Raw genomic sequence first — 13,062 nt, forward strand, 5'->3', positions numbered from 1 at the left:
TCGACCGGCGGCGCGTGCAGGCGCGCCAGCGTCGGCACGAGGAGCGCGAAGGCGACGACCGCGATGACGAGGGCGCCCGCGAAGACCCAGTGCCAGCCCCACACCTCGGTCACGACCCCGGCGAGCGCCGGCCCGACGAGCGCGGGCACGACCCAGGCCGCGGCGAACCCGGCGAAGACCGGCCCGTGCAGCTCGGCCGGGAAGATCCTGGCGACCAGCACGTACAGCACGACGTCGATCGCGCCGGCGCCGAAGCCCTCGACGAGACGACCGGCCAGGAACACCCCCATCGTCGGCGCGGTCATCACGACGGCCGTCCCCAGGGCGAAGAAGACCGCCGACACCCAGGCGACGACCCGGCCGCCCGAGCGGTCCGTCCACGTCCCCGCGAGCACCATCCCGGGCACCCCGGCGGCGAGCGGGGCGGCGAAGGCGAGCGCGTAGAGGGTCTGCCCGTCGAGGTCGCGGCTGATCCGGGGCATCACCGTCGTCATCGCGAGGTTCTGGAACGCGGCCACCCCGACGATCGCGACCATCCCCAGGGTCGCGAGCGCGTAGCGCCCGCTGAGGATCCCCGACCTCGTCGCCACACTGCTCACCGGGCCAGCCTAGGGGCGCGCACCGACGATCCGTCAGGTCCTGATGACGGACGGGAGGCTCCCCACCGGTCCGGTGGGGAGCCTCCCGTCCGTCCCGCCCGCGTCGACGGCCGTGGCCAGCGGGACGTCAGCGGACCCGTGGTCAGCGGGACAGCGCCTGCAGCACGTCCCCGACCAGGTCGCCCTGGTCCTCGATGCCCACCGACAGGCGGACGACGTTCTCGGGGACGGCGAGCTCGGTGCCCTTGACCGACGCGTGCGTCATCTCGCTCGGGTACCCGATGAGCGACTCCACGCCGCCGAGGGACTCGGCGAGCGTGAAGACCTCGGTCGACTCGACGAAGCGCTTCGCCGCCTCGGGCCCGCCGGACAGGGCGACCGACAGCATGCCGCCGAAGCCGCGCATCTGCTTCGCGGCGACCTCGTGCCCGGGGTGGTCGGCGAGACCGGGGTAGTACACGCGCTCGACGCCCGGCGCGGAGACGAGCGCCTCGGCCACGGCCTGCGCGTTCGACGAATGCCGCTCCATCCGCACCGGCAGCGTCTTGATGCCGCGGGTCGTCAGGAAGGCGTCGAACGGCGACGCGATCGCGCCCGCACCGAACTGCAGGAAGCCGACCTGCTCCGCGAACTCCGGGTCCCGCAGGACGACCGCGCCGCCGACGACGTCGGAGTGCCCGCCGAGGTACTTCGTGGTCGAGTACGACACCGCGTCCGCGCCGAGCGACAGCGGCTGCTGCAGGTACGGCGACGCGAAGGTGTTGTCGACGACGACCAGGGCGCCGGCGGCGTGCCCGACCTCGGAGAGGAGCGCGATGTCGGCGATCTTCATGAGCGGGTTCGTCGGGGTCTCCACCCACAGCACCGTCTTGGCCGGGGCGCCCTCGAGCGCGGCACGCACCCGGTCGACGTCGCTCATGTCGACGACGACGAGTTCCACGCCCCACGGCACGTGCAGACGGTTCACGAGGCGGTGCGTCCCGCCGTAGACGTCGTTGCCCATCACGACGCGGGCGCCGGGCTCGAGGTACGCGCGGAGCAGGGCGTCCTCGGCCGCCAGGCCCGACGCGAACGAGTACGCCGCGACGCCGCCGTCGAGGTCGGCGAGCAGGGTCTGCAGGGCGTCCCGCGTCGGGTTGCCTCCGCGGGAGTACTCGTAGCCGTTCCGCATGTTCCCGACCCCGTCCTGCACGTAGGTGCTCGTGACGTGGATGGGCGGGATGACGGCGCCCGTCGTGGCGTCGGGGTCCTGGCCGGCGTGGACGGCGCGGGTGGCGAACTCGGTCATGCGTTCTGGTTCCTTGCGGGTCAGTCGGACAGGGAGGTCAGCAGGTCGTGCCGGGTGAGCACGGTGACGGGCTTGCCGTCGTCGACGACGAGCAGCGCGTCGACGGTCTCGAGCGCCCGACGGGCGGCGGACAGGGACTCGCCGATCCCGATGAGGGGCAGCGGGTCACCGACGAAGCCGCTCACCGCGTCGGTCATCGCCGCGGTGCCGGTGAAGACCTGCTCGAGCAGGTCCTTCTCGGCGACGGCGCCGACGACCTCGCCGATCACGACCGGAGGCTCGGCGCTCAGGACGGGCATCTGCGAGACGCCGTAGGTCGACATGATCTCGACGACGTCGCGCACCGTGTCCGACGGGTGCGCGTGCACGAGGTCGGGCAGCCGGCCGTCCTTGCCGGCGACGACGGAACCGACCGTGCGGGCGTCGTCGGTGTCGGCGAAGCCGTAGGAGCGCATCCACCGGTCGTTGAAGATCTTGCCGAGGTACCCGCGGCCGCCGTCGGGCAGCAGCACCACGACCACGTCGTCCTCCGTCAGGTCGCGTGCGGCACGCAGGGCGGCGACGACGGCCATGCCGCTCGACCCGCCGACGAGCAGCCCCTCCTCGCGCGCGAGCCGCCGGGTCATCGCGAACGACTCCGCGTCGGTGACGGCGATGATCTCGTCCGGGATGCCCGCGTCGTAGGCACCGGGCCAGAAGTCCTCGCCCACGCCCTCGACCAGGTAGGGCCGACCGGTGCCGCCCGAGTAGACGGAGCCCTCGGGGTCGGCGCCCACGATCCGGACGCGGCCGTCGGACGCCTCCTTCAGGAAGCGGCCGGTGCCCGAGATGGTGCCACCGGTGCCGACGCCGGCGACGAAGTGCGTCAGCCGGCCCTCGGTGTCGCGCCAGATCTCCGGACCGGTGGTCTCGTAGTGGCTCCGCGGTCCGTTCGGGTTCGCGTACTGGTTCGGCTTGTAGGCGCCGGGGATCTCCCGCACCAGGCGGTCGGACACCGAGTAGTAGGACTCGGGGTGGTCCGGTGGGACCGCGGTCGGGGTCACGACGATCTCGGCGCCGTAGGCGGTGAGCACGTTGCGCTTGTCCTCGCCGACCTTGTCCGGCAGCACGAAGACGCAGCGGTACCCGCGCTGCTGGGCGACGAGCGCGAGCCCGACCCCGGTGTTGCCGGAGGTCGGCTCGACGATCGTGCCGCCCGGGCGCAGCTCGCCGGACGCCTCGGCCGCGTCGATGATCCGCGTGGCGATGCGGTCCTTCGACGAGCCGCCCGGGTTCAGGTACTCCACCTTCACCAGGACGGTCGCCCCGATGCCCTCGGTGACACGGTTCAGTCGGACGAGCGGGGTGTCACCGACCAGGTCGACGACGGAGTTCGCGTAACGCACGCGGCCGAGTCTAGGTGGCGGGCCCGACCGTCGGCCCGGTTGCGACGAACGATGTCGACCCGTCGTTCTGCTGGTGGAACAACGAGGCGTACACGCCGCCGCGCGCGAGGAGCTCGTCGTGGCCCCCCCGCTCGACGATCCGCCCGCGGTCGAGCACGAAGATCACGTCGGCGTCGCGGATCGTCGACAGCCGGTGCGCGATGGCGATCGTGGTGCGTCCGGCTGCGGCGGTGTCGAGCGCGGTCTGCACCACGTGCTCGGAGATCGAGTCGAGCGCGCTCGTGGCCTCGTCGAGCACCAGCACCGGCGGGTCCTTCAGCAGCACGCGAGCGATCGCGATGCGCTGCTTCTCGCCGCCGGACAGCCGGTAGCCCCGCTCCCCCACGACCGTGTCGTAGCCGTCGGGGAACGAGGCGATGGTCTCGTGGATGTTCGCCGCGCGGGCGGCGCGCTCGAGCTCCTCGTCCGTCGCGTCCGGCTTCGCGTACCGCAGGTTGTCGCCGATGGAGGCGTGGAACAGGTACGTCTCCTGGCTCACGATCCCGACGTGGCGCATCAGGTCCTCGTGCTGCAGGTCGCGCACGTCGGCCCCGGCGAACCGCACGCTGCCCGACGACGCCTCGTACAGCCGGGGCACCAGGTACGAGATCGTCGTCTTGCCCGCGCCGGACGGTCCGACGAACGCCGCGAACTGTCCGGGCTGCAGGTCGAACGAGACCTCGCGCAGCGTCGGCTTGTCGGGTTCGCCGTCCGGGTAGGTGAACGAGACGTCGTCGAACGCCACGTGCCCCAGACGCGACTCGTCCACCGGCCGTGCGTCGGCTGCGTCGGTGATCGCCGGCCGGAGGTCGAGGTACTCGAAGATCCGGGCGAAGAGCGCACCGGACGTCTGCAGGTCGAGCACCACCCGGAGCAGGCCGACGGTCGGGAAGAGCAGCCGCGACTGCACGGTCGTGAACGCGACGATGGTGCCGGCGGTGATCGGGACGTCACCGATGATCAGGTACGCCGCGACCACGTAGATGACCGCCGGGATGATCGACAGGAAGACCTGGACGATCGCGAAGAACCACTGACCGGACATCTGCTGCCGGACCTGCAGCTGGATCTGGTTGCGGTTCTCGTCCCCGTAGCGCCGGGTCTCGCTGCGCTGCTGGGTGAAGCTCTTGGCGAGCAGGATGCCGGAGACGCTCAGTGCCTCCTGGGTGATCGCCGTCATGTCGGACAGCGACTCCTGCGTCTGGGCGGCGATCCGGGCGCGGACCTGGCCGACACGGCGCTGGGCGACGACGAGCAGCGGCAGGAGCACGACCGCGACCAGGGTCATCTGCCAGCTGAGCAGCAGCATCGCCACCACCGCCGCGATGACGGTGACGGTGTTGCCCAGCACCGAGGAGATCGTGTTGTTGAGCACGCTCGCGACGCCGCCCACGTCGTTCTGCAGGCGCGACTGGATGACGCCGGTCTTCGTGCGGGTGAAGAACGCGAGCTCCATGCGCTGCAGGTGTTCGAAGAGCCGCATGCGCAACGCACCCATGACCTGGTTGCCCACGGTCGCCGTCAGGTACGTCTGCCAGATGCCGACGCCGGCGCTCGCGATCCAGAGCGCGACCATCCCGCCGACCAGCTCGAGGAGGACGGGCAGGTCGGGCCGACCCGAGGGCGGGAAGAGCCCGCGGTCGAAGGCCTGCTGCGTGAGCAGCGGCGGGATCACCGAGAGCGCCGCACCGACGAGCACGAGCACGACCGTCAGCACGATCGCCCGGCGGTGCGGCACGAAGAGCCCGGCGATGCGACGAAGCAGGTGCGGGATCCGGGGCGCCTCGGCGTTCGCGGCCCGCTGCGCCTGCGCGTCACCGCTGGAGATCCGCCCGCCGCCGCGGGGACCGCCCGGACGCATCCCGTGGCCCATGCTCATGGCACCACGGTATCCCCCGCGTCCGACCGGGGCGGCGGTCGTCAGCCCAGGGCGTATTTGACCCCGTTCAGGGGCCGTGCGAACATCGTCCGTCCCCTTCCCCGCGCCGATCACGAGGTCCCATGACGTCCGCGCCCTCCCGCCCCACGTCCCTCCGTCACCAGCTCGCACGCCGGAAGCCGATCGAGCAGCTGCAGGCCGAAGCCGCGGCGGGCGTCGACGGTGAGCCGCTCCGACGCTCGCTCGGGGTCTGGCACCTGATGATGATCAGCGTCGGGGCGACGCTCGGCACCGGCATCCTCGTCGTGCTCGGGACCGCCGTGCCGTTGGCGGGTCCGGCGGTCTGGATCTCCTTCGTGCTCGCCGGCGTGGCCGCGCTGCTGTCGGCGCTGTCCTACGCCGAGATGGCAGGAGCGGTGCCGACCTCGGGGTCGAGCTACTCGTACACGTACGCCACGATGGGTGAGGGCATCGCCTGGGTGTGCGGCTGGTGCCTGGTGCTCGAGTACGCGGTCTCCGTGGCCGCGGTCGCGGTCGGCGCCAGCGAGTACGTCGACGAGACCCTGCGCGTCTTCGGGCTCCACCTGCCCGCGGCGATCGCCGCCCCGCCCGGCGACGGCGGCGTGGTCAACCTGCCGGCCGCCGTGCTCGTGCTCCTCGCGATGGCGGTCCTGCTGCCGGGGGCCCGCGAGAGCGCCTGGGTGAACACGCTCATGGTCGTGGTGAAGATCGCGCTGCTGGTGTTCTTCGTGGTCGTCGCCTTCACGGCCTTCTCGTCGCAGAACTTCGCGCCCCTCGCGCCGATGGGGGCGGCCGGCGTGACCGCGGCGGCCTCGCGCCTGTTCTTCTCGTACATCGGGTTCGACGCCGCCTCGACCGCGGGCGAGGAGGCGAAGGACCCCCGACGTGACCTCCCGCGAGCGATCATCGGGTCGATCGTGATCGTCACGACGCTCTACATCCTGGTCGCGATCGCCGCGATCGGCGCCCGCCCCTGGACGTCGTTCTCGTCCGACGAGGCCTCGCTCGTCCGGATCGTGGTCGAGGTCACCGGGCAGCCGGTCGTCGCGCTCGTCTTCTCGATCGGCGCCGTGATCGCCATCGCGAGCGTCGTGCTCACGGTGCTCTACGGCCAGACCCGCATCCTGCTGACGATGGCGCGCGACGGCATGGTGCCGTCCGTGTTCGGCCGGGTCTCGCCGCGCACGGGCACCCCGGTGCCGAACACCCTCATCGTGGGCATCGTGGTCGCGGTCGGTGCAGCACTCGTGCCCCTCGGCGAGCTCGCCGACGCCACGAGCATCGGCACGCTCGTGGCCTTCGCCCTGGTGAACGTGTCGGTGATCCTGCTCCGTCGCACCCGCCCGGAGCTCGAGCGCTCGTACCGGGTCCCGCTCTTCCCGGTCGTCCCCGTGCTCGGCACCCTGTGCTGCGTGCTGCTCGCGGTGTTCCTCGGCGCCGGCACCTGGATCGCGTTCGGCCTGTGGATGGTCGCCGGCGCCGTGCTCTACCTGGCCTACGGCCGCCGCCACAGCACCTTGCGCTGACGCGCGCGCCCGTGCCCCCCGCCCGCCCGCCCGCCCGAGACTCGGCCTGAGCGACACATCTCGCGGTCCCGCACGCGAGACGCGTCGCCCAGCGCGAGTCTCGCGCCGCTCGTGACGAGACTCGTCCACAGCCGGGAGGCGCGGCTCACCATCCACAGGAGCGCGCCGCCCTCCGATGGTCGCCTCGCGGATCCTGCACGCTGCGGTCATGGACACCGAACCACCCGCCCTGCTCCGCGCAACACCACACGACCTTTCCACGGCGCGAGCGTTGCAGCGACGGCACCGAGCCGGAGCGCTCGTCCGGCTCGCCCAGGGGGTCTACGTCGATGCGGCGGTCTGGCACCAGCTCGTGCCGCACCCTCGGCACCTGCTGCTCGCACGGGCGATCGCCCCGGCGGTCCGTCAGGGAGCGGCGTTCTCGCACACGACCGCTGCACTCGTCCTCGGGTGGCCGGTCATCGACGCCCCACCCGAGCGCGTGCACCTCGTCGATCCGCGCACGCGCCGCACTGAACACCGTGCACGCGTCGTCCGCCACGCAGGCCTGCCCGTGACCGAGTCGCCGCCGGTGGTCCTCGCCGGGGTACCCGTGACCAGCCACCTGCGCACGGCGCTCGACCTGGCGACGACCTCCCCGCCGTCGGTGGCGGCGGTGGCCGTCGACCACGCCGTACGGACCGGCACGTTGCCGATCGACGCCTTCCTCGATGCACTCCCCGTGGGTCCCTGTCGGGGATCGGTCCGGGCCCGCACGGTCGCCGCGGCGCTCGACCCGCAGCACGAATCGGTCGGCGAGTCGTACACCGCGGTGCGGATGGTCGAGCTCGGCGTCCCCCGCCCGATCGCACAGCACACCTTCCGGCACCCGGACGGCACGCTCGACCGCGTCGACTTCTGGCTCCCCGACCTCGGCGTGGTCGTCGAGTTCGACGGGCGGCAGAAGTACTCGGACCCGACCATGCTCGCCGGCCGCAGCCCCGCCGAGGCCGTCTGGCACGAGAAGATCCGCGAGGACCGCTTGCGATCCCTGCCCTGCGTCCGCACGGTGGTGCGTCCCACGTGGTGGCACCTCGTCGATCCCGACCGCCTGAGCGCACTGTTCCGCCAGCACCGTGTCACCTGGTGAGCGGCCAAGCCTCGCCCGAGACTCGCGCTCAGCGACGCTTCTCGCCTCCATCGGCGCGAGAAGCGTCGCTCAGCCCGAGACTCGCGCCCCGCGGCCCCCCACCGGCACCCCGCGCGCGACGAAGGCCGCCGCCCCGAGGGGCAGCGGCCTTCGTGACCAGAGGTCGAGACTACGCGAGCTCGATCGTGGCGCCGGCGGCCTCGAGGGCCTCCTTCGCCTTGTCGGCCGTCTCCTTGTTGACACCCTCGAGGATCTTGGCGTCGGCGGTCTCGACGAGCGCCTTGGCCTCGCCCAGGCCGAGCGACGTGAGGCCACGGACCTCCTTGATGACCTGGATCTTCTTGTCACCGGCCGACTTGAGCACGACGTCGAACTCGGTCTTCTCCTCGACCTCCTCGGCGGGGGCAGCAGCGCCACCGGCCGCGGCGACCGCGACGGGGGCAGCAGCGGTGACCTCGAAGACCTCCTCGAACTTCTTCACGAAGTCCGAGAGCTCGATGAGCGTGAGCTCCTTGAAGGCCTCGATGAGCTCGTCCTGCGAAAGCTTCGCCATGATTTTCTCCTACTACTAGCTAGTACGTGTGGTTGATGAACGCGTGCCTGGTCAGGCCGCGGACTCCTGCTTCTCGCGGAGGGCGTCCACTGTGCGGACGGCCTGCGAGAGGGGTGCCTGGAACAGGTACGCAGCACCGAACAGCGAGGCCTTGAAGGCGCCGGCGAGCTTGCCGAGCAGCACTTCGCGGGACTCGAGGTCAGCGAGCTTGTCCACCTCGGTCGCGGTGAGCGGGTTACCGTCGAAGTAACCGCCCTTCACCACGAGCTGAGGGTTCGCCTTGGCGAATGCACGCAGCGACTTCGCGACGGCGACGGTGTCACCGTGGACGAAGGCGAGAGCGGACGGACCGGCGAGCTCCTCGTCGAACGAGGTGATGCCGGAGTTGTTCGCCGCGATCTTGGTCAGCGTGTTCTTCACCACGGCGTACGTGGCGTGCTCACGGATCGAGTTGCGGAGCTCCTTGAGCTGCGCGACCGTGAGACCGCGGTACTCGGTGAGCAGAACGGCGTTCGAGCTCTGGAATGCTTCCGTGAGCTCGGCGACCGCAGCTTCCTTGTTCGCCATGGTTCTCCTTGGGGTTCTTGCCGGCTAGCCCCTGGTCACCACACGAAAAAAGCTCCGGCGCAGAGGCTCGGAGCTGCTCCCCCGCGAACGGGAGGAGTTGTTCTGAACACCTGCGCTGGCTGCCCCACGAGTGAGGACCTTCGGTCTGTGCGCGAGCGCACAGACGACCGGCGGTCTTTGGCTTCGACGACGGTACCACAGGATCCGACGGTGACCAAGCGGCGGACGGGAGGCTCGTGGCCGGGCTGCTCCCGCGCCTCCCGTCCGTCAGACGGTCGCCTCGTCAGCCGTGGTCGGCCCCGCGACCGGGCCCGCCGGTCGGGTACCCGGCAGGTGCACCGTGAAGACGGTGTCGCCGGGGACGCTCGCGACGGCGACGCGACCACCGTGCGCCTGCACGACCGCGTCGACGATGGCCAGGCCGAGGCCCGTCGACCCGGCACTCCGCGACCGTGAGCTGTCCGCCCGCGCGAACCGTTCGAACAGCTTCGGCAGGAACTCCGGGTCGATCCCCTGCCCGTCGTCGCGCACGGTCAGGTCGACGCCGTTTGCCACACGTGCGATGCCGACCGTGATGCGGGTGCCCTCCGGGGTGTGCGTCCGGGCGTTCGTCACGAGGTTCACGACCACCTGGTGCAACCGGGCGGCGTCGCCGGGGACGACCACGGGCTCGTCGGGCACGTCGACCGCGATGACGTGGTCGGGCGAGGCGGCGTGGGCGTCGTTCACCGCGTCGAGCACGAGGCCGGTCAGGTCGACGTCGGCGAACTGGACCTCTCGACCCTCGTCGAGGCGGGCGAGCAGCAGCAGGTCCTCGACCATGCTCGTCATCCGGAGTGACTCCGACTCGATGCGGCTCATCGCGTAGACGACGTCCTGCGGCAGGTCCGCACCCATGCGTCGGGTGAGCTCGGCGTAGCCGCGGACCGAGGCGAGGGGCGTGCGGAGCTCGTGCGAGGCGTCGGCGACGAACTGCCGGACCTTCTGCTCCGAGTGCTCCCGGGCCTGCATGGCGCCCGCGATGTGCCCGAGCATGCGGTTGAAGGCGGTGCCGACCCGACCCACCTCGGTCCGCGGGTCGGTGTCGGGGACCCGGACACCGTCGAGGGCGTCGCTGCGCTCCAGTGGCATCCGCGCGACGCTCGACGCGGTCTCGGCGACCCGCTCGAGCGGGCGCAGCGACCGGCGGACCACGACCGCGGCGACCCCGGTGGCGGCGAGCAGGGCGAGTGCGGTGACCACGAGCACCACGCCGAACAGCTTCCCGACGCTCTCGTAGACGGGTGTCATCGGGAGGCCGACGACCAGGACGGCGGTCCCGAGCGACACGGCGGTCACCCGGTAGCGGCCGAGGTCGCCGCCGAGGTCCACGGTGCGCGTCGCGCCGTCCACCCGGAGCCCGTAGAGCGGCTGCGTCGACGAGTCGGGCACCGCGACGACGTCCCCGTCCTGCGCGAGCACCCCGCCGACGACGGTCCGTGCATCGAGGAAGTAGAGCGTGAGGGTCCCGGCTGCCTGACCGCTCGGACGGGTGATGTCCAGTCCCGGTCCACCGGCGCCCTGCCGCTCGACCGACCGCTGCGCACGGCTGGTCGCGCTCGTCAGCTGGTCGTCGATCGCGGCGCGCTGGATCGAGAACAGCGCGACGATGCTGCCCGCCCCGATCACCGTGCTGAGCGCGACGACGATCGCGACGATGCTCAGGACGAGCCGTCGTCGGAGCGTCACGAGGTCGGCTTGATGACGTACCCGACGCCGCGCACCGTGTGGATCATCGGGGTCTCGCCGGCGTCGATCTTCTTCCGCAGGTAGGAGATGTAGATCTCGACGACGCTGGACTTGCCGCCGAAGTCGTACGACCACACCCGGTCGAGGATCTGCGCCTTCGAGAGCACCCGGCGGGGGTTGCGCATGAGGAAGCGGAGCAGCTCGAACTCGGTCGCGGTGAGCTCGATGGGCCGGCCCGCGCGGGACACCTCGTACGACTCCTCGTCGAGCACCAGGTCACCGACGACGATGCGGGAGTCGCCGGCCTCGGACACCGAGATCTGCGAGCGCCGGACGAGCCCGCGGAGGCGCGCCACCACCTCCTCCAGGGAGAACGGCTTCGTGACGTAGTCGTCGCCGCCTGCGGTCAGCCCGGTGACGCGGTCCTCGACGGAGTCCTTCGCGGTGAGGAACAGCACCGGGGTGTCGTCGTTGTTCTGCCGCAGTCGCCCGAGCACCTGCAGGCCGTCGAGGTCGGGCATCATCACGTCGAGCACCATCGCGTCGGGCTTCCACTCGCGTGCCGTCGTCAGGGCGTCCTGCCCGCTGTTCGCGCTCTTCACGTCCCAGCCCTCGTAGCGGAGCGCCATCGAGAGCAGGTCGGTGAGACTGGCCTCGTCGTCCACGACGAGGATGCGCAACGGCGTGCCGTCGGCGCGGGTGAGGCGAGGGGCTGCGGCGGGCTGCGAGATGGTCACGTCATCGAGGATCGGTGCGGTTCCTATGGGCCGTCTGTGGACGGCCCCTCCTTGCCCTGTGGATCGTCCGATCGGTCCGGTGGCCCGGCAGACGCTTCCCCGAGGAGCCCCCCGGGCGGTCGCCCGTAGCGTCGACCTCATGCTGCGATCCCCGGCCTGGCCCCCGTCCGTCACGGACGTCGACACCGCAGACGTCGAGGCGACGGCCGGGAGGACCGGCTCGTCCCCGCAGGACCGGCTCGCCTTCGCACGCTGGCTGGCCGACGCCGCTCCATCCCTGTCCGCAGGGACCGCCGGTGGCGCGTTCGCGGCACTCGCGGCCGTCGCCGCCGCCGACGTCGCGCTCGCCCGCACCGTCGAGCCGCACCTCGACGCGCTCGGCATCCTCGCCCAGGCCGGTTCCACCGCTCCGGAGGGCTCGACGTGGGGCGTCTTCGCGGCCGAGGCGCCGGGCACGACGCTCACCGCCACCCCCGACAACGACGCCGGTGCCGACGCGGTCCGGCTCGACGGCACGAAGCCGTGGTGCTCGCTCGCATCGACGCTCTCGCACGCGCTCGTCACCGCACACGTCGGGGACGGGCGGCAGCTGTTCGCGGTCGACCTGCGACAGGAGGGTGTCGCGCCGCACGACGAGGCCTGGGTCGCACGCGGGATGCCCGACGTCCCGAGCGGTCCGGTCGACTTCTCCGGTGTCCGGGCGACGGCCGTCGGTGCACCCGGCTGGTACCTCACCCGTCCGGGCTTCGCGTGGGGCGGCATCGGCGTCGCGGCCTGCTGGTGGGGTGGAGCCGTGGGGCTCGCCCGGCTGCTCCGGTCCGCGACGGTGGACCGCCCCGACGCCGCGCTGCTCCGGGCAGCGCTCGGCGCGACGGTGGTCGACCTCGCCGACGCCGAGGACGCCCTCGCGACCGCCGCGGCCCAGATCGACGCATCGGGGTCGGACGACACCGACTGGTCGCTCGTGGCGCAGGTGACGCGGTCGCGGGTGCGTCGCGCGGTCGACGCCGTGTCCCAGCGCGTCGTCGCGACGCTCGGCCCCGCTCCGCTGACGAGCGACCCCGCGGTCGCCGCGCGGGTCGCCGACCTCGGGCTCTACGTGCTGCAGGACCACGGGGAGCGCGACCTCGCCCGTGTCGGCCGGATCGTCGTCGAGCGCGGCGGTGTCGCGTGGTGACGGGGCGTGCGGTGCGGTTCGACCACCGCGAGCCCGGGGCCGATCCCGAGGCCTGGACGGCGTTCCTCCGCTCGGTGCCCGCGGTGCCGGTCGACCTGCACGGCGTCGGCGCCGTGGTCGTCGTCGCGCCGCACCCGGACGACGAGACCCTCGGCGCCGGCGGACTGATCGCGACGGCCGCCGACGCCGGCATCCCCGTCCACGTGCTCCTCGTCACCCGCGGCGAGCGCTCCCACCCCGACTCCCCCACCACGACGCCGGCCGAACTGGCCCCGCGTCGGTCGGACGAGTTCCGGGCTGCGCTCCGGGTCCTGCACCCGACCGCCGGTGCCACCGAGCTCGACGTGCCCGACGGCGCAGTGCGCGAGCACGCCGACGTGCTGCGGGCCGCACTCGAGCACCGGCTCGCCGGGGCGCCGCGTCCGAAGAGCGGG

12 protein-coding genes are annotated in these 13,062 nt (G+C 72.1%); 4 read left to right on the forward strand and 8 right to left on the reverse strand.

Translation table 11 applies throughout. The features are described from left to right. The 4 genes from D8M35_RS12670 to D8M35_RS12685 all read right to left on the reverse strand — a co-directional run. Window positions 1-599, reverse strand: a 599-nt coding sequence (locus D8M35_RS12670) for an MFS transporter (protein ID WP_126892184.1), incomplete at its 3' end; no start/stop codon positions are given. A 142-nt stretch (window positions 600-741) separates the two neighbouring features. After that, window positions 742-1,887, reverse strand: a complete 1,146-nt coding sequence (locus tag D8M35_RS12675; RefSeq protein WP_126892185.1) for a cystathionine gamma-synthase — start codon at window positions 1,885-1,887, stop codon at window positions 742-744. 20 nt (window positions 1,888-1,907) lie between these two features. Continuing rightward, window positions 1,908-3,272 carry a cystathionine beta-synthase gene (locus D8M35_RS12680; protein ID WP_126892186.1) on the reverse strand — a complete coding sequence of 455 codons (1,365 nt, stop codon included), beginning with the start codon at window positions 3,270-3,272 and terminating at the stop codon, window positions 1,908-1,910. Between the two features lie 10 nt (window positions 3,273-3,282). After that, on the reverse strand, window positions 3,283-5,184 hold the full coding sequence (locus D8M35_RS12685; protein WP_126892192.1) for an ABC transporter ATP-binding protein: 1,902 nt from the start codon (window positions 5,182-5,184) through the stop codon (window positions 3,283-3,285). A 128-nt stretch (window positions 5,185-5,312) separates the two neighbouring features. On the opposite strand from D8M35_RS12685, the gene D8M35_RS12690 reads away from it, so the two are divergent. Both D8M35_RS12690 and D8M35_RS12695 read left to right on the forward strand, forming a co-directional pair. Next, entirely contained in the window at window positions 5,313-6,737 is a 1,425-nt protein-coding gene (locus D8M35_RS12690) for an APC family permease (RefSeq protein ID WP_126892187.1), read from the forward strand. A gap of 208 nt (window positions 6,738-6,945) precedes the next feature. Then, window positions 6,946-7,866, forward strand: a complete 921-nt coding sequence (locus tag D8M35_RS12695; RefSeq protein ID WP_126892188.1) for a hypothetical protein — start codon at window positions 6,946-6,948, stop codon at window positions 7,864-7,866. 169 nt (window positions 7,867-8,035) lie between these two features. Here D8M35_RS12695 and rplL read toward each other — a convergent pair whose 3' ends face one another. From rplL to D8M35_RS12715, 4 genes are all read right to left on the reverse strand, one after another. Continuing rightward, window positions 8,036-8,419: a 50S ribosomal protein L7/L12 gene (rplL, locus tag D8M35_RS12700; RefSeq protein ID WP_066655204.1), complete on the reverse strand. Its 384-nt coding sequence runs from the start codon at window positions 8,417-8,419 to the stop codon at window positions 8,036-8,038. 51 nt (window positions 8,420-8,470) lie between these two features. Continuing rightward, window positions 8,471-8,986: a 50S ribosomal protein L10 gene (gene rplJ, locus D8M35_RS12705; RefSeq protein WP_126892189.1), complete on the reverse strand. Its 516-nt coding sequence runs from the start codon at window positions 8,984-8,986 to the stop codon at window positions 8,471-8,473. 267 nt (window positions 8,987-9,253) lie between these two features. Continuing rightward, window positions 9,254-10,714, reverse strand: coding sequence for a cell wall metabolism sensor histidine kinase WalK (locus tag D8M35_RS12710; protein WP_174234747.1), 1,461 nt, complete (start codon window positions 10,712-10,714; stop codon window positions 9,254-9,256). Beyond that, complete coding sequence (locus D8M35_RS12715) at window positions 10,711-11,445, reverse strand: response regulator transcription factor (RefSeq protein ID WP_369333550.1); 735 nt, start codon at window positions 11,443-11,445, stop codon at window positions 10,711-10,713. The genes D8M35_RS12710 and D8M35_RS12715 overlap by 4 nt, the downstream gene beginning before the upstream one ends. A 145-nt stretch (window positions 11,446-11,590) precedes the next feature. Here D8M35_RS12715 and D8M35_RS12720 point away from each other — a divergent pair, with 145 nt between their 5' ends. Further along, entirely contained in the window at window positions 11,591-12,628 is a 1,038-nt protein-coding gene (locus tag D8M35_RS12720) for an acyl-CoA/acyl-ACP dehydrogenase (RefSeq protein WP_126892191.1), read from the forward strand. Window positions 12,629-12,639: 11 nt separating this feature from the next. Then, on the forward strand, window positions 12,640-13,062 hold a 423-nt coding region (locus tag D8M35_RS12725), incomplete at its 3' end, for a PIG-L deacetylase family protein (RefSeq protein ID WP_148113370.1).

The sequence above is a fragment of the Curtobacterium sp. HSID17257 genome, assembly GCF_003989515.1.
Lineage (GTDB): Bacteria > Actinomycetota > Actinomycetes > Actinomycetales > Microbacteriaceae > Curtobacterium.

What these genes read in the sequence shown, in the direction of transcription:
- D8M35_RS12675 (WP_126892185.1), bottom strand. Translation starts at nt 1,887, where the DNA reads ATGACCGAGTTCGCCACCCGCGCCGTCCACGCCGGCCAGGACCCCGAC.
- D8M35_RS12685 (WP_126892192.1), bottom strand. Translation starts at nt 5,184, where the DNA reads ATGGGCCACGGGATGCGTCCGGGCGGTCCCCGCGGCGGCGGGCGGATC.
- D8M35_RS12690 (WP_126892187.1), top strand. Translation starts at nt 5,313, where the DNA reads ATGACGTCCGCGCCCTCCCGCCCCACGTCCCTCCGTCACCAGCTCGCA.
- D8M35_RS12695 (WP_126892188.1), top strand. Translation starts at nt 6,946, where the DNA reads ATGGACACCGAACCACCCGCCCTGCTCCGCGCAACACCACACGACCTT.
- rplL (WP_066655204.1), bottom strand. Translation starts at nt 8,419, where the DNA reads ATGGCGAAGCTTTCGCAGGACGAGCTCATCGAGGCCTTCAAGGAGCTC.
- rplJ (WP_126892189.1), bottom strand. Translation starts at nt 8,986, where the DNA reads ATGGCGAACAAGGAAGCTGCGGTCGCCGAGCTCACGGAAGCATTCCAG.
- D8M35_RS12720 (WP_126892191.1), top strand. Translation starts at nt 11,591, where the DNA reads ATGCTGCGATCCCCGGCCTGGCCCCCGTCCGTCACGGACGTCGACACC.